The 15,143-nt window shown below is 69.9% G+C and carries 15 protein-coding genes; 8 read left to right on the forward strand and 7 right to left on the reverse strand.

The annotated features are described in order from the left end of the window. Window positions 1–126: 126 nt before the first annotated feature. Genes ACIHCX_RS15155 through ACIHCX_RS15170 form a run of 4 tightly spaced genes read right to left on the reverse strand, consistent with a single transcriptional unit; the run spans window position 127 to window position 3,557 of the window. Entirely contained in the window at window positions 127–1,050 is a 924-nt protein-coding gene (locus ACIHCX_RS15155) for a LysR family transcriptional regulator (protein ID WP_400029419.1), read from the reverse strand. Window positions 1,051–1,060: 10 nt separating this feature from the next. After that, window positions 1,061–2,203, reverse strand: a complete 1,143-nt coding sequence (locus ACIHCX_RS15160) for an NAD(P)/FAD-dependent oxidoreductase (RefSeq protein ID WP_400029420.1) — start codon at window positions 2,201–2,203, stop codon at window positions 1,061–1,063. Continuing rightward, window positions 2,200–2,388 (reverse strand): ferredoxin, encoded by a 189-nt coding sequence (locus ACIHCX_RS15165; RefSeq protein WP_400029421.1) that lies wholly within the window; start codon window positions 2,386–2,388, stop codon window positions 2,200–2,202. Before ACIHCX_RS15165 ends, ACIHCX_RS15160 begins: the two co-directional genes overlap by 4 nt. Continuing rightward, on the reverse strand, window positions 2,385–3,557 hold the full coding sequence (locus ACIHCX_RS15170) for a cytochrome P450 (RefSeq protein WP_400029422.1): 1,173 nt from the start codon (window positions 3,555–3,557) through the stop codon (window positions 2,385–2,387). Before ACIHCX_RS15170 ends, ACIHCX_RS15165 begins: the two co-directional genes overlap by 4 nt. Window positions 3,558–3,814: 257 nt before the next feature. Between ACIHCX_RS15170 and ACIHCX_RS15175 the strand changes: the two genes are divergently transcribed. The 8 genes from ACIHCX_RS15175 (at window position 3,815) to ACIHCX_RS15210 (ending at window position 12,865) form a co-directional block, all read left to right on the forward strand. Further along, on the forward strand, window positions 3,815–4,789 hold the full coding sequence (locus ACIHCX_RS15175) for a phosphotriesterase (protein ID WP_400029423.1): 975 nt from the start codon (window positions 3,815–3,817) through the stop codon (window positions 4,787–4,789). Window positions 4,790–4,838: 49 nt separating this feature from the next. Continuing rightward, window positions 4,839–5,795 carry a phosphotriesterase gene (locus ACIHCX_RS15180; RefSeq protein ID WP_400029424.1) on the forward strand — a complete coding sequence of 319 codons (957 nt, stop codon included), beginning with the start codon at window positions 4,839–4,841 and terminating at the stop codon, window positions 5,793–5,795. 13 nt (window positions 5,796–5,808) lie between these two features. After that, complete coding sequence (locus ACIHCX_RS15185) at window positions 5,809–6,921, forward strand: FAD-dependent oxidoreductase (RefSeq protein WP_400029425.1); 1,113 nt, start codon at window positions 5,809–5,811, stop codon at window positions 6,919–6,921. 4 nt (window positions 6,922–6,925) lie between these two features. After that, a complete protein-coding gene (locus ACIHCX_RS15190; protein WP_400029426.1) occupies window positions 6,926–7,849 on the forward strand; it encodes an alpha/beta hydrolase in 924 nt (307 codons plus the stop codon). Window positions 7,850–7,883: 34 nt separating this feature from the next. Continuing rightward, entirely contained in the window at window positions 7,884–8,825 is a 942-nt protein-coding gene (locus ACIHCX_RS15195) for an MBL fold metallo-hydrolase (RefSeq protein ID WP_400029427.1), read from the forward strand. A gap of 18 nt (window positions 8,826–8,843) precedes the next feature. Next, window positions 8,844–10,628, forward strand: coding sequence for a CocE/NonD family hydrolase (locus tag ACIHCX_RS15200; protein ID WP_400029428.1), 1,785 nt, complete (start codon window positions 8,844–8,846; stop codon window positions 10,626–10,628). A gap of 228 nt (window positions 10,629–10,856) precedes the next feature. Next, complete coding sequence (locus ACIHCX_RS15205; protein WP_400029429.1) at window positions 10,857–11,612, forward strand: trimeric intracellular cation channel family protein; 756 nt, start codon at window positions 10,857–10,859, stop codon at window positions 11,610–11,612. After that, window positions 11,609–12,865, forward strand: coding sequence for a M20 family metallopeptidase (locus ACIHCX_RS15210; RefSeq protein ID WP_400029430.1), 1,257 nt, complete (start codon window positions 11,609–11,611; stop codon window positions 12,863–12,865). Before ACIHCX_RS15205 ends, ACIHCX_RS15210 begins: the two co-directional genes overlap by 4 nt. A 206-nt stretch (window positions 12,866–13,071) precedes the next feature. Here ACIHCX_RS15210 and ACIHCX_RS15215 read toward each other — a convergent pair whose 3' ends face one another. The 3 genes from ACIHCX_RS15215 to ACIHCX_RS15225 form a co-directional block, all read right to left on the reverse strand. After that, window positions 13,072–13,599: a carboxymuconolactone decarboxylase family protein gene (locus tag ACIHCX_RS15215; protein ID WP_400029431.1), complete on the reverse strand. Its 528-nt coding sequence runs from the start codon at window positions 13,597–13,599 to the stop codon at window positions 13,072–13,074. 44 nt (window positions 13,600–13,643) lie between these two features. Beyond that, a complete protein-coding gene (locus ACIHCX_RS15220; protein WP_400029432.1) occupies window positions 13,644–13,925 on the reverse strand; it encodes a hypothetical protein in 282 nt (93 codons plus the stop codon). 104 nt (window positions 13,926–14,029) lie between these two features. Further along, window positions 14,030–14,935 (reverse strand): LysR family transcriptional regulator, encoded by a 906-nt coding sequence (locus ACIHCX_RS15225; RefSeq protein ID WP_400029433.1) that lies wholly within the window; start codon window positions 14,933–14,935, stop codon window positions 14,030–14,032. Between the last annotated feature and the right edge of the window lie 208 nt (window positions 14,936–15,143).

Genomic DNA, 15,143 nt, shown 5'->3' on the forward strand with positions numbered 1-15,143 from the left:
GGGTCGGGCGGAAGAGGTGCCCGGCCGGGCACACGACCCCGTCTGCCGTGCCCCGGTGTGGCGGCAGACGGGGCCGTTGCGCGTCGATCGTCCCGGTGAGTCCTGAAGTCGCTGAGCTGACCGGGGTCAGAGCCCCGCCGCGACGTCGAAGAGCAGCGCCCGGAGCCATTCGACGAAGTGCTGATCGGCCAGCCGGGGATTCCAGACCATGTCGATCCCGAGTCCGGGAAGCGGGAAGGGGAACTCCTCGATCCGCAGGTCCGCGAGCGTGCGCATGGCGGCGGCGACCTGGTAGCGCAGGAGAGCGACGCCGCCGGCGCGGGCGACCAGGAAGGGCACCAGCAGGAAGTCGGAGCTCAGCTGGCCCACCCGGTAGGGGATGCCCCTGTCCTCCAGCACGGAGTAGGGAAAGACCCGCCGGTCGGTGTCGACGACGATGTGCGGCTGTGTCGTCAGAAGCTCGAGCGCGCCGACGTCCGGTGGGGTGTCCGGGGAGGCCACCACCACACAGCGGTCGTTGTACAGACGCTCGCGCGGATACGGCGAGAAGTGCCCTTCGGAGATCAGCACGACGTCGACGCCCTGATCGGTGAAGGTCGCCTCGGTCGGCACCGTGATCGTCCGCAGTCGCAGCGTGGCGTGCGGAGCGTGCTCGGTGACGAGCCGGGTCAGCCGGGGCCCCACGACGAACGCCGTGCTGTTCGTCATGGCGACCGTGATGACCCGCCGGTCCATCGCGGGGTCGAAGAGGGGGAAGTTCACGATGCGTGCCGTCTGCTGCAGGGCACTGCGCAGCGGCCCCACCAACTCCAGTGCGCGCGGGGTCAGCGTGACCCCGCTCCCTTGGCGGACGACGAGGTCGTCCCCCAGCATGCGCCGCATTCTCGTCAGGGCGTGGCTCATGGCCGGCTGGGACAGACCGACCCGCTCCGCGGCCCTGGTCACCGAACGCTCCTCGAGGAGCGCGAGGAGGGGCACCAGCAGGTTCAGGTTGACCGATGCCAGCCGGTCCAGGCCCGAACCCGTGGCGCCCCGTTCCTCTGTGCTCATGCGGCGAACCCTACGTTGCCGTCCGGGTCATCCGGCGCAGTCGGGGGATCGGGATCCGGTAGTTGAGCGCCACGGCTTCACCGGTGCCGTCCTCGTGCGACCAGCGCATCAGCGCCGGACCGCCGCCGGGCCCTCCGTCGACGTACTCCGGCTCCCCCTCCACCGGCAGGTTGCCCACCGCCTTCAGACTCAGACCGAACTGCTCCGTCCAGAAGTACGGCTGGAACTGCAACGGTGGAGCCTCGTCGCCGCGGACGAGTGCCCGCGCCGCGACCTTCGCCTGCTCGATCGCGCTGCTCCACAGAGGGATGCGGCGCAGGCCCTGCGGGGTGGGGATGGCCGCGAGATCGCCGACAGCCGCCACATCGGGGCGGACGAGACCGCGCTCGTCGACCGGGAGGGCGCCCTTGGCGGTGAGTCCCGAGTCGGCGAGCCACTCCGTGTTGGGAATGTCGCCGACGGCGGTCAGGGTCACGTCGGCCTCGAGAACTCCGCCCTCGTCGAGGACGACCCGGGCGCTTCGGCCGTTTCCCTCGAGCCGGGCCGCCGCGGTCTCCACGATGGTGACCCCCCGGCCCAGCGCGGCCTTGACGAACACGTCGGCGAGATACGGGCCGAGCTGGAGAATCAGCGGCGCGCCCTGGGAGACGAGCGTGACCTTGCAGCCGGCGGCCAGACAGCCGGACGCGATCTCCATGCCGAGCGGGCCGCCGCCCACCACGACGACCGACGGCCCGGCCGCCAGCCGTCCGCGCAGGGACAGCGCGTCGTCGAGCCCGCGCAGGGTGACTTCCCCGGGCAGATCGGAGAGACGTCGTGCCCGGGAGCCGGTGGCCAGAACGACGCGGTCGTACGGCAGGGCCGTACCGTCGTCGAGCGAGACGAGCCGGCGGTCGAGGTCGAGGCCGGTCGCCCGCACGCCGAGCAGTTCGCTCGCGCCGTGGCCGGCCGGCGGCAGCTCGTGCGACGACATGTCGTCACCGTCGAGCAGGAGCGCCTTGGACAGGGCCGGGCGGCTGTATGCCGGGTGCCGTTCGTCGCCGACGATGGTCAGCTCGCCGTCGAAGCCGGCCTCGCGGAGGGTGTCGGCCGCGGTGAGCCCGGCGATCCCGTTGCCGACGACGACGGCGCGCTTCAGGGTGCCGGCGCTCATACGACCCTCAGCGCCGCGACCGGACACACACGGACGGCGGCGTTCGCCAGGGCGGCGTCGGCCTCACCGACCTCCTCGCGGTCCAGGACCAGTTCGCCCTCGTCGTCGAGGTGCATGAGCCGCGGCGCGGCCTCCTCGCACAGGCCGTGGCCCTCACAGCGGGGGCGGTCAAGGACGATCTTCATGCGGGGATCACCTCCAGGACGGGGAGTGCCTCGATGCTCCGGGTGGTGTTGCCGGCGACGCGGACCTCGGGTCCGGCGACGAGGCGCTCGACACGCCGGGAGAGCGCCTCGATCACGGCGTGGGCCTCCAGGCGGGCGAGCCCCTGGCCGGCGCAGCCGTGCGGGCCGTAGCCGAACGACAGGTGGTCGACCGGATTGCGCTCGACGAGGAAGGCGTCCGGGTTCTCGTAGTGCCGGGGGTCGCGGTTGCCGGCGCCGAACAGGATCGCTACCTGTGCACCCGCCGGGACGACCGCCCCTTCGACCGTGACGTCCTTCGTGACGCGTCGGCCCCAGGCGTGGACGGGAGCCCAGAAGCGCAGCACCTCGTTGAACGCCGCGGGGACCAGCGACGGGTTCTCGCGGACCAGGGCGAGCTGGTCGGGATGCCGGGCGAAGAGGGCGACGATGTTTCCGATCGCCGCGATGGTGGTGTCGACGCCGGCCCCGAGGTACTGGTGGATGATGTGGCCCGCTGTCTCCGCGGGGATGGCGCCGCGGTCCTCGGCCTCGAAGATGCCGCGGCCCACGGACCCTTCGGCGAGGTCGTCGGCCCTGACCTGGGAGCACCAGGCGTAGAGCTCGCCGGCGACGGGGAAGTTCTCGGCCGTGCGCTGGTTCATGGGGCCGAGGACCTGCATGGCGGCCTGTCCCCAGCGGAGCATGTTGTCGCGCACGTGACCGGTGAAGCCGATCAGGTCCGCGACGACCTCCAGCGGGAAGGCGCGGGCGAGCGCGTCGATGGCCTCGAAGGAGCCCTTCTCGACGAGCTCGGCGACGAGGGCGTCCGCCTTCGTCTCGATCCCGGCCCTGAGACCGCGCAGCGCACGCGGGGAGAGGTTCTCCGTGAGCGTGGCGCGCAGCTGGGTGTGCACGGGCGGGTCGGACGCGAGCGAGGTGCCGGTGAGCGCCTCGTTGGCCGTCGGATTGAAGGCGATCGAGGTCGAGGAGAACGACTCCCAGTCGGCGAGGGCGCCCCGGACGACGTCGTACCGCGTCAGCGCGTAGACGTCGTTCTCCGGGAGGTGGACGACCGGGCCTCGTTCCCGAAGTTCGGCGTAGACGGGGTAGGGATCGAGGACGACTTCGTCGGCGAAGAGGTCGATGTCGGAGGTCGGAGGGGTGCTCATGCCCCACAGTGAAGTGTCTGGCCCCATATCGAACAAGTGAATGCTTTACATGCCGTCATATGCACCGTGTGCATGTGTCATGCACGCGACATTTCTGCCCGGGGGGTCGGTCACGTTCAGTCGGTTACGTTCGCGCAACCCTTCGGGAATTATTTTTCCGTACTGCTCGTTTTATTGACGAAGTGTAAAGCGAATGGCTACCGTGACCGCAGCCACAGGGTGCGTGGGCACCCCACACCGGACATGTGAGGCAAGGCATGAGCGTCGAAAGCAACACCGTGAACACCGTCCTGGGCCCGGTGCCGGCCGCCGAGCTGGGTGTCGTCTCGGTCCATGAGGCGCTGTTGTCGGTGGTGCCCGGCGCCGAGCACGCCTTCGACATCACCATCGACCGCGCCGAGATCTTCGAGACCCTCGCCGCGAAGCTGAAGGACTTCCGCGCCCACGGCGGCGGCACGATCGTCGACAGCACGGGGATGTTCCACGGCCGGGACGTCCGGCTGTACGAGACCCTCTCCCGCGCGACCGGCGTGCACATCGTCGCGTCGACGGGTCAGGGCCCCGAGGAGTTGCTCGGCGGATACTTCCTCACGCCGCAGACCAACCCACCGACGCCGTGGCCGGCCGAGAAGTTCGCCGACCTCTTCACCAAGGAGGTCACCGAGGGCATGGTGGTCCCGCGGGTGGAGCGCCGCGGCGCGGCGGGCCTGGTGGCCACCGCCGCGACCCGCGAGGGCATGACCGCGACCGACGAGAGCCTGTTCCGGGGTGCGGCCCGGACCGCTCTGCGCACCGGCGTCGCGGTCTCCATCCGCTACGGGAGCGACGCCCTGCACGACCTGGACGTCGTCCTGGACGAGAAGCTGGCGGCCGACCGTGTCGTCGTCGGCGGACTCGACCGCAAGGACGCCGTCGCCGCCGGAGCACCCCTCGAGGTCGCCCGGCGCGGCGCCTGCGTCGCCCTCGACCACGTCGGCGTGGAGGACGGGGAACACGTCACCGACGCCGAGCGTGCCGCTCTGGTCGCCGACCTGGTGAAGGCCGGCTTCGCCGACCGGATCCTGCTGTCGAGCAGCGCGACCGGCGTGGCGAAGGGCCACTCCGGCAACGACCTGCCGTACAGCCACGTCCTGGCCACCTTCGTCCCGCTCCTGAAGACACAGGGTCTCAGCGACGAGGACGCGCGGCGGATTCTCGTGGAGAACCCGCGCGACCTGCTGTCGGTGCGCTGAGCGCGCCGACGCGAACGACCATCAAGTCTCTTACTCAAAGGTGAGTGTTGTGTCGAGAGTGAACACGGTCCTCGGGCCGGTCCCGGCCGAGGCGCTGGGACTCGTCGCGGTCCACGAGCACATCGGGTACGGCATGCCCGGCTCCGAACTGGACTCCAAGTGGTGGAAGACCCCCGAGCAGCGGTACGAGGAGACCGTCCCCAAGCTGCGCGCGTTCCACGAGTACGGCGGCGGCACCTTCGTCGACGCGACCGGGATCTGCAACGGCCGTGACGTCGACTACTACAAGTCGCTGTCCGCGAAGACAGGCGTCCACATCGTCGCCTGCACCGGCTTCGTCGGTGGCGACACCGCCCTGCCGCACTTCGCGAACGCCGACGTGGACTACCTGATGCGGCAGTTCGTCCACGAGATCACCGTCGGCGTCGGCGGCACCGGCAGCCTCGCCGGTGTCATCAAGGTCGGAGTGAGCCGCGGCGGCCGGATGACGGACCTGGACAAGCGCATCTACCGCGCCGCGGCCCGCGCCTCGCTCACCACGGGCGTGCCGATCCTGACCCACCTCGCGATCGACGCCGAGAACGCGATCGCGATCTTCGACGAAGAGGGCCTTCCCCTGGACCGCGTCCTGTTCGGGCACGTCGACGACGGCGTGAACGCCGACAAGACACGCGACGTCTGGATCGCGGAGCAGGGCGGCCGTATCGGCTTCGACACCTTTGGCTACGAGACCGAGCTGCCCGACCCGCCGTTCTGGGCCCGGCCCCGCAAGGAGCGGCTGGACCACTTCCTGCGGTTCATCGACGGGGGCCGGCGGCTGACGCAGGTCCTCGCCTCCGCCGACGCCAACTGCAGCCCGCTGGGCTGGCCGGGCGTCAAGGGCCACACCGTCAACTACCTCTTCGAGGACCTCATCCCGGACCTCCGCGCCGCCGGTCTCGACGAGGCCGCCATCAAGACGATCTTCGTCGACAACCCCGCCGACTTCCTCACCCTGCAGAAGTAGAGAGAGAACCACCATGCAGTCCGCTGACCTGAAGAACCTGAAGATCGCCATTGTCGGAGCGGGATACGGCGGCGCGGCGGCGGCCAAGGCCCTGAGCCTGCTCGGCGCCGAGGTCGACGTCTACGAGCAGGCCAACCGGATCCGGGAGGTGGGCGCCGGTATCGGTCTGCGTCCCGTCACCATGAACCGGTTCCGCCAGTGGGGGATCTTCGACGCGATCACGAAGGTGACCTCGCCGAGCGAGTACTTCGAGATTCTCACGGCCACCGGTGACCCGATCATGAAAGAGGCGTGGCCGGCCGACGGCGAGCAGACCCATACCCACCTGATCCACCGCGGCGACTTCATCGACGCGCTTCTGGGCGTCCTCCCCGAAGGCATGGTGCACCTCGGTCACAAGCTCGAGAGCATCGAGGACAAGGGGGACAGCTCCGTCCTCACCTTCGCGGGCGGCAAGACCGTCGAAGCCGACCTGGTCGTCGGCGCCGACGGCATCAAGTCGGTGGTGCGCAAGCAGCTGTTCAGCGGGAAGGGCCCGGTGTTTTCGGGCGAGCACGCCTACCGCGCGGTCATCCCCGTCGACGCCGCCCACGGAATGGTCGTCGACGACAACCTGCGGATGTACATCGGCCGGGGCACGAAGGTCTACCTGCTGCCGCTGCGCCACCGCGGCCAGGTGTCGTTCGACATCACCGCCCTGTGCCCGGACGGCACCTGGAACCCGGAGGTCACCAAGGACGACCTCCTGGCGACCGTGTCCGGCTTCGACGAGCGCCTCGTGAACATCACCCGCGAGCTCGACATGGACACCGTCAACATCCGCGCCGTCTACGACATCGACCCGGTCGACACCTGGCACTCGGACTCCGTCGTCCTCGTGGGCGACGCGGCCCACTCGATGCTGCACCACCAGGGCCAGGGCGCGAACTCGGCCATCGAGGACGCCGGCGCGCTCGCCGACGCCCTGCGCCAGGCCGCGTCGCCGAAGGAGGGACTGGCCGTGTACCAGGCCACCCGCAAGCCGGTGACCGACGAACTGCAGCGCATTTCGCGCCAGGGGTGGAGCGAGGACGAGATCAACGACGTCTTCCCCGGCCAGAAGCCCGCGGCTGCCGGGCAGGAGTGACACCATGACGCTGCATCCCGAGATCGCCGAATTCATCGCGAGCCTGCCCGCCCCGCCCGAGGGCCCGCTCGACCCGGTCGCCATGCGCGCCGCGGACGAGGCGCACGTCGCCCCCCTGGCGGAGCGCCTGCCGCTCCACGCGGTCGACGACGTGACGGCGAAGACGTCCGTCGGCGAGGTACCGGTGCGGATCTACAGCCCTGTCGAGTCCGACAGCTACGGCGTGCTGGTCTACTTCCACGGCGGCGCGTTCTTCCTCGGCAGCCTGGAGACCCACGACCACGTCGCCCGCTCGCTGGCCAAGGAGACCGGACTCAAGGTCGTCTCCGTCGGCTACCGCCTGGCACCCGAGGCGGCCTTCCCGGCCGGTCTCGACGACTGCTACGCGGTCGTGCGCTGGGTCGCCGAGGAGGCTACGGGCCTGGCCTGGGACGGCGAGACCCTCGCCGTCGCCGGTGACAGCTCCGGTGGCACCTTCGCCGCCGCGGTCGCCGCCAGGGCGCACGACGACGGATTCCACCGGATCACCCACCAGATCCTCTACTACCCCTCGCTCGACCTGGACTTCGACGTCGACCGCTACCCGTCGCTGCGGGAGAACGCCGTGGGCTACGGCCTGGAGACGGCGGGTCTGAAGCCCTTCAACGCCTTCTACCTCGACAGCGGCGCCGACCCCGCGGACCCGCTGGTGTCGCCGATCAGGCGGACCGACCTCACCGGCCTGCCGCCCGCGCTCGTCGTCACCGCCGAGCACGACCCGATGCGCGACGAGGGCGAACTGTACGGCGAACGGCTGCGCGAAGCCGGTGTGGAAGCGACGGTGAGCCGGTACGAGGGAGCGGGCCACGGGTTCGTCCAGCACTTCTCCTGGATCCCGGAGTACCACGCGGTCTTCACCCGGACACGCGACTTCCTCGGCCGCAGCTGACCGGCCGGCCCGTGCACGAGCGGAAGAGGAAAGCATGACGCACCCAGTCACCGTCCACCCCCTGGTCTCGCCCTGGGGCCGGTTCGGTCTCTACAGCTTCTTCATCGACGCACCCGAGCCGGCGATCGTCGACACCGGCATCGCCTCGTCGCCCGCCGAAGGGATGGCTCCCGCGCTCGAGGCGATCGGACGCCGCATCGAGGACGTGCGCTGGATCCTGCTGACCCACGGTCACATCGACCACGTCGGCGGAGCGCACGCTCTGTGGGAACTCACCGGCCGGCGCGCACAGGTGGTCATCCACGAGGCCGACGCACCGATGCTCCGCTCGCGCCGGGCCCACGTCGAGGAGTACCTCGCGGGACGGGGCCGGTACCTGGAGGACCCCGAAGGCGAGGCGAAGGTGACGGCCGCCACGGAGGCCGTCGTCTCCGGCGAGATGGAGCCCTCCCTGCTCGTCACGGGCGGCGAGACCCTCTCCCTCGGCGGTGATGTCACCGTGTCGGTGCACTCCCTGCCGGGCCACACGCCCGGATCGGTCGCCTACGTCGTCGACGGACAGCGCTCGGTGTTCACCGGGGACGCCGTCCAGGTCCACGGGGCGGCCAACGGCTTCCCCGGCTACACGGACCCGGTCGCCTACCGCGCCGGCCTGGAGTACCTGCGGGACGAGATCCGCCCGCGGCACCTCTACCTGGGGCACCCCTACCGCCGCGTCGACGGCACACCGTACGGCGTCGAGCTCGACGAGGCGCAGGCCCAGGAGGCCATCACCCAGAGCCTGGACATCGAGGCCCGTGTCGCCGCGGCCGCCTGCGGATGCCTGGAGGCGGGGCTGCGGGAGACGGATTCGCCGTACTCGCCGTTCGCCCGTGCCGCCGGGGAGCTCGGCTACACCGGGGACCCCGCGCTCGAGCCGTCGCCGTTCTTCACCTCCATGGCCGGCTACCGCACGCACCTCGAACAGAACGCGTAACACAGGAGCTTCACACCCATGACTGACCTTCACACGATCCGCGCGGGCGAGCGGACGATCGCCGTCCGCAAGGATCTCCAGGTGCCGATGCGCGACGGTGTCACGCTGGTGGCCGACGCGTACAGCGGTGTGGACGACACACCGCGGCCCGCGCTGGTGGCCCTGAGCCCGTACGGCAAGGAGCTCCAGGCCCTGGCCCTGACGACCCCGCCGCAGCGTCGGCCGAGCCCCATGTGGGACGGCTGCATCGAGGCCGGCGACATCGCGCGCGTCGTCCAGGAGGGCTACGTCCACGTCATCGGCGACCTGCGCGGCTCCGGCGCCTCCGAGGGCGAGCACATCGGCAACTACAACGCCGGTGGCGTCTCGCTCGGCCAGGACGCGTACGACTTCATCGAGTGGGTCGCCGCGCAACCGTGGTGCGACGGCAACGTCGGCATGATCGGCATCTCCTACTTCGGCTCGATGCAGGTGCTGGCGGCAGCCGAGCGGCCGCCGAGCCTCAAGGCGATCTTCGTCAGCGGCGGTCACTACGACTTCTACGAGACCACCTACCACGGCGGCGTCATGTGGTTCATGCCGCGCGCCGCCCGTGAGGGGCGCGGTGGCGACTCCGGCTGGGCCTTCACCGACGGCGTCAAGTCCCGCATGCTCGAGACCTGCTCGCCCGAAGAGATCAGGAAGCGGGTCGCCGAGCGCCTGCAGGACCCGGACGTGGCCGCCTGGCCCAACCTGGTCCACGTGCTGAACTATCCGAAGAACCACGAGGCCTGGTTCGACATCGTGATGAACGAGGTCGACGGCGAGTGGTACGAGGAGCGCAATCCCGTCACCCTGGCGCCGAACATCGACATCCCGGTCTGGCTCCAGATCGACCAGGGCCGCGGCTGGACGATGGACGGCACCATCGAGGTCTTCAACCGCCTCAAGGGCCCCAAGAAGCTGGACATCGGCCCGTACCCGCCCATGCAGTCGCGCCCCTTCGTCGAAGAGCACGACAAGATGTTCCGCTGGTACGACTACTGGATCAAGGGCATCGACAACGGGATCATGGACGAGCCCGCCGTCACCGTGCACGTCGAGGGCTCACGCCAGTACGTCACGGGGGCCCAGTGGCCGCCGAAGGACGTGGAGCACAAGCCGCTCTACCTCCGCCCGCGGCACAAGCTCTCCTTCGAGCCCGAGCCCATGGGCGCCGAGCACGCCGTCCCCGACGGCTTCTACCAGGCGCCGCTCACGGTCACCGACAAGGTGGAGATGCTCAGCTGGAGCACGGAGCCGTTCACCGAGCCCACCGAGATGATCGGCCAGGGCGCGGCGCACCTCTTCGCGGAGATCGACCAGCCCGACACCAACTTCATCCTGCGCATGTGGGACGAGGCCCCGGGCGGCAAGCGACAGCTCGTCACGACCGCCTACCTCAAGGCCTCGCACCGCGAGCTCGACCAGGGGCGCACCACCGAGGGCGACCCCTACCACCCGCACACCCGCGCGGTGCCGGTCGAGCCGGGGAAGATCGAGGAGTACGTGCTGCGCGTCTACCCGTTCGCGGCGACGTTCCTGACGGGCCACAAGCTGGTCGTGGAGCTGTCGAACGACGAGCCCCTGGCCGACGCGCACAACGCGCTGCTGCCGCCGGACGCCTTCCACCTGCCGGTGGGCCGCCCCGTCACCCACAAGATCTACCGCGACGCCGCGCACCCCTCCCGGCTGGTGTTGCCGTTCACGGCGGTCACGGCGCCGGACGTGACGCGACCGGACTCTGCGCGCACCGGAGACGGCGACCGGCGCAGCGGCTCCTGACGAGGCCGGCGCGACCCGGGGGACCGCCGTACCCCGGCGGCCTGCCCCGCCCCGCCCCGGCCCGCGTGCGCCGCAGACATCCGGCCCTGCACCCACCCCGTGTCTTCCGCGCGCACGCGGCCGTGGCCGCGCGCGATCCGACCTGCCGGCCGCGTGTCGTCGCGGAACGTCACTGTCCGTGGCCGTCTGCGGGTGCCGTGGAGGCGCCGAGTCACTAGGCTCGTCATCGTGTCCACCGTGTGTGTGATGTCGGCCTCCCTGATCCCCGCCGGAATCGCGGTTGTGACGCGCTATTTCGACCTCGCCGGTGTCTTCTCGTGCGCGCTGCTGGGGGGCGCCGTGGCCCGCACGGCCGGCCTGGACCTGTTCGGGTTCCTGGTGGTGGGCATCATCTCCGGTCTGGGCGGAGGCATGATCAGGGACGTGCTGCTGCAGCACGGCACACCGGTCGCGCTGACCGACTACGCCTACCTGCCGACCGCCATCGCCGGTTCCGTGGTGGTCTTTCTCATCAAGCTCAGCGAGGCGTCCTGGACCCGGCTCTTCACCGCCCTCGACGCCGCCGTCCTCGGATTCTGGGCGGTCACCGGGGTCAACAAGACGCTCGCCGTGGGGCTGGGATGGCTTCCGGCCGTGCTCCTGGGCACCGTGACCGCCGTCGGCGGCGGAGCCCTGCGCGATGTCGTCCTCGGCAGGGTGCCGGCTGTCTTCGGGGGCAACGGTCTGTACGCCACCGTCGCCGTCGCGGTCGCCGGAGTCACGGTGCTCTGTGTGTACCTCGGCGTGCCGGCGATCGGCGCCGGCCTGGGCATCACCCTGGCCCTGGCCCTGCGGCTCACCGCCGTGCGGTTCGGCTGGAACCTGCCCAACAGCCTGGACTGGCAGCCCCGTTCGAGGACGGCCGCGGCACTGCGGTACGGCACCGGCACCCATGCCCGAAACGGGAAAGAGGACCAGTCCCACCCGCGCAAGGAGACGTCGTGACCGACCGAAACCGTGCAGTGCTGTCCGGCCTCGCCGGTATCCGCCCCGATCTCGAGGACCTCTACCGGGATCTGCACAGGCATCCCGAACTCGGACTGCGGGAGCACCGCACGGCGAAGAAGGCGTCCGACGCTCTGCGGGATCTCGGATACGAGGTCACCGAGGGCGTCGGCGGCACGGGCGTGATCGGCGTTGCGGCCAACGGCGACGGACCTACCGTCATGGCCCGCGCGGACATGGACGCCCTCCCGGTACGCGAGCAGACCGGTCTGCCCTACGCCTCCACCGTGACCCTGACCGGTCCGGACGGCACCGAGCAGCCGGTCATGCACGCCTGCGGGCACGACGTGCACGTGACCGCTCTGCTCGGCTGCGCACGGCTGATGACTCAGGCCAAGAACGCCTGGCGCGGTACCTTCGTGGCGCTCTTCCAGCCCTCGGAGGAGAACGGCGACGGCGCCCGCGCCATGATCGACGACGGTCTCACGGCAAGGGCACCCCGGCCCGACGTGGTACTCGCCCAGCACGTCCTGCCCTATCCGGCCGGCTACGTCGGCACCCGCCCGGGATCCTTCCTGTCGGCCGCGGACAGCCTGCGCATCACCGTCCACGGCCGAGGAGCGCACGGCTCCATGCCCCAGGCCGCGGTCGACCCCGTGGTGCTGGCCGCCATGATCGTCGTGCGCCTGCAGACCATCGTCTCCCGGGAACTCGCCGCCACCACCCCCGCCGTCGTCACCGTGGGCAGCATCCACGCCGGCACCGGCCCCAACGTCATCCCCGACAGCGCCGTCATCGAGCTCAACGTCCGCACCTACGACGACGCCACGCGCCGCCAGGTGCTCAAGGCAATCGAGCGCATCGTCGGGACCGAGAGCGAGGCGTCCAGGTCGCCGAAGGCGCCCGAGATCGAGCGAACGGCCGCCTTTCCGCCCACCATCAACGACAAGGAAGCGACCCGGCGCGTCGCCGAGGCGTTCGCCGCCCACTTCGGCGACGACGCGCACACCATCGACCTGCAGACCGCCAGCGAGGACATGAGCGAGATCCCCAAGGCGTTCGGCGCGCCGTTCACCTATTGGGGCATCGGCGGCATCGACGCCGAGCTGTACGCCGAGGCGGCCAAGAAGGGCACCATCGCCCAGGACGTCCCGGTCAACCACAGCCCCGCCTTCGCCCCCGTCGTCCAACCGACCCTGGACACCGGCGTCAGCGCCATGACGGTGGCTGCCCTCGCCTGGCTCCGCAACTGACGTGCCCTCGGTGTTTCCAGCGAGCCGTGCCTGAGGCGGATGCCGGAGCGTTCGGCCACGGACGTGCGGCCCCAGCCCGCGTGCGCCGCAGACATCCGGCCCCGCACCCACCCCGTGTCTTCCGCGCCCACGCGGCCGTGACCGCGCGCGATCCGACCGGCCGGCCGCGTGTCGTCGCCTGGCTGCAGGGTCAGCCGTCTGGAGCTTCAGACGGCCAGTGCCACCAGGAAGCGAGAGACCATGTTGTAGGCGGCGACCGTGGCGACCGCCTCCACCGTTTCGGTCTCACCGAAGAGACGCTTGAGTTCTTCGATGACTTCGGCGTCTACTTCGACGTGCTTCGTGGACTGGTCGGTGAGCGTGATGAGGGCGCGCTCTTCTTCGGTGAAGACTCCGCTGTCTCCGCTGGGCTCCTGCAGAGCTTCGCACTTCTCCTCTGTGCCACCGGCCTGCAGGTATGCCGGGTGATGCACGCCCCATTCGAAGCCTGCCTCGTTCAGCACGGCCACTCGCAGCATGATCAGTTCGCGGTACTCCAGCTTCAGGCCGAAGTCGGCGCGGACTCGGCCCAGTAGCCCGTTCCAACCTGTTGCGAGCGGGAAGCTTCTCAGCAGTACCCGGTCGATTCCGATCAACTCGCCGTTGGGTCGACGACCTCGCATGCCCGCGAGCAGTTCAGGCGGGGGGGAAGGGAAAACGCCGTCCTGCCACGGGGTTACACGTACATCACTCATGCTGCGTTCCTTCGCTGGGAATCAGTTCGCCGGTGTCCGGGACGTCAGACGGTGTCGTACACGCGCACGTCGGGTTCCGTCTGCAACAGCGGTGCGAGTTCACCCACGACGTCCTGGGTGAACAACTCGCTGCCCAGGTAGGCGGTGGCGTCCGCCACGGACCGGAAGCCGTGGAGCACCTGGACGTCCTCGTCCCGGAGCAGGAGTTCCTTGCTGGTGGCGCCGGCGACGGTGTCCAGGAACGGCTGCTGGTACTTCTCGTAGACGGCGGCCGCCGCGGGACGGTTGGCCTGGTCCACCTGCAGCGTGATCTCAAGATAAGCCATGGCTATGGCTGCCCTTCTCGCTCGTCGGTTGTGCTGCGGAACTTTCGCAGCACAACCCCGAAGTTAGGCACGTTCCATAAGATCCGGTAGGGGCGGCCACTGAATCACGGCATAAGTGATGCGTATGGCTGACGGGACGCGCCGAGTGCCTGCGCAAGGAGGGTGAGGTCCGTGCGCAGCGCGGAGTCCGGGTTCCACACGGCCTCGAAGGAGATCTGCACTTCTCGGCCCTCGTTCAGCAGAGGGCGATGAGGGACGTCCGGGGAGGTGAGCCTGGACTGGGGGATCATCGCCGAGCCGAGCCCGAGACCGGCCCATTCCTCCAGTACGCGGTAGCTGGCTGCTTCCCCGGGATAGGTACGCAGCGGCACTTCGTGTGCGTGGAAGAGCTGGGTGGTGAACGTCGTCAGTCCGCACGCGTCCGGCACGAGGATGAACTGTTCGTCCCCGGCTTCGGCGAGCTCCAGGCAGGCGTCGTCCTCGGCGGTGGGGCCGACGACGACGATGGGTTCGACATCGATGACCCGGTGCTCGAAGCGCGGCATCGCCGTGACGGCCGGGATGAGGATGATGTCGAGTTGCCCGGCCCGCAGGCCGTCACGCAGGTCCTGCATGTTCGCCTCGCGCAGCACCAGGTCGCGAGGTGTGGGCAGCTCACGGACAGCGCTGAACGCGCGGGCCACCAGATGCGGGCCGATGAGCGGCGAGACACCCGTGCGGATCTTCTGATCGCCCGGTTCGGTCAGCCGTCTGGCCTCCGCGGCGACGGCGTCGAGTGCGGCCACGGCACGCTCGATGAGGGGGAGGATGCGGGTGCCGAACGCGGTCTGGGTCACACCGCGCGGCGACCGGTCGAAGAGCCTCTCCCCGAGCCGCTTCTCCAGTTTCGCGATCCCGTTGGACAGGGCCGGCTGAGTGACGCCGTAAGCCCGCGCCGCGGCGCTGAACGAGCGCGTCTCGGCGACCGCCTGCGCGTAGCGGAGCCCCTCGGCGTTCAGTCGTTCGGTCATAGCCATGGCTTATCGCCCCATTCGTTGATGTCACCTACCTCCTCGGCTCACCGGTGTCTACCGTGAGCCGCCAGGTGACCTCCTCATCACCCACCCTTATAACACTCGCCGCCGTTCACGTAGGAAGTGCACCGTGCCGGACTCCGCTGTCACCATGGTCGTGACCGAGCCGGACGGACCGTTGGTTCCGTCCGTCGCCGCCACCGTC

Origin of the sequence: Streptomyces sp. NPDC052043, assembly GCF_044548235.1 — a bacterium.
Lineage (GTDB): Bacteria > Actinomycetota > Actinomycetes > Streptomycetales > Streptomycetaceae > Streptomyces.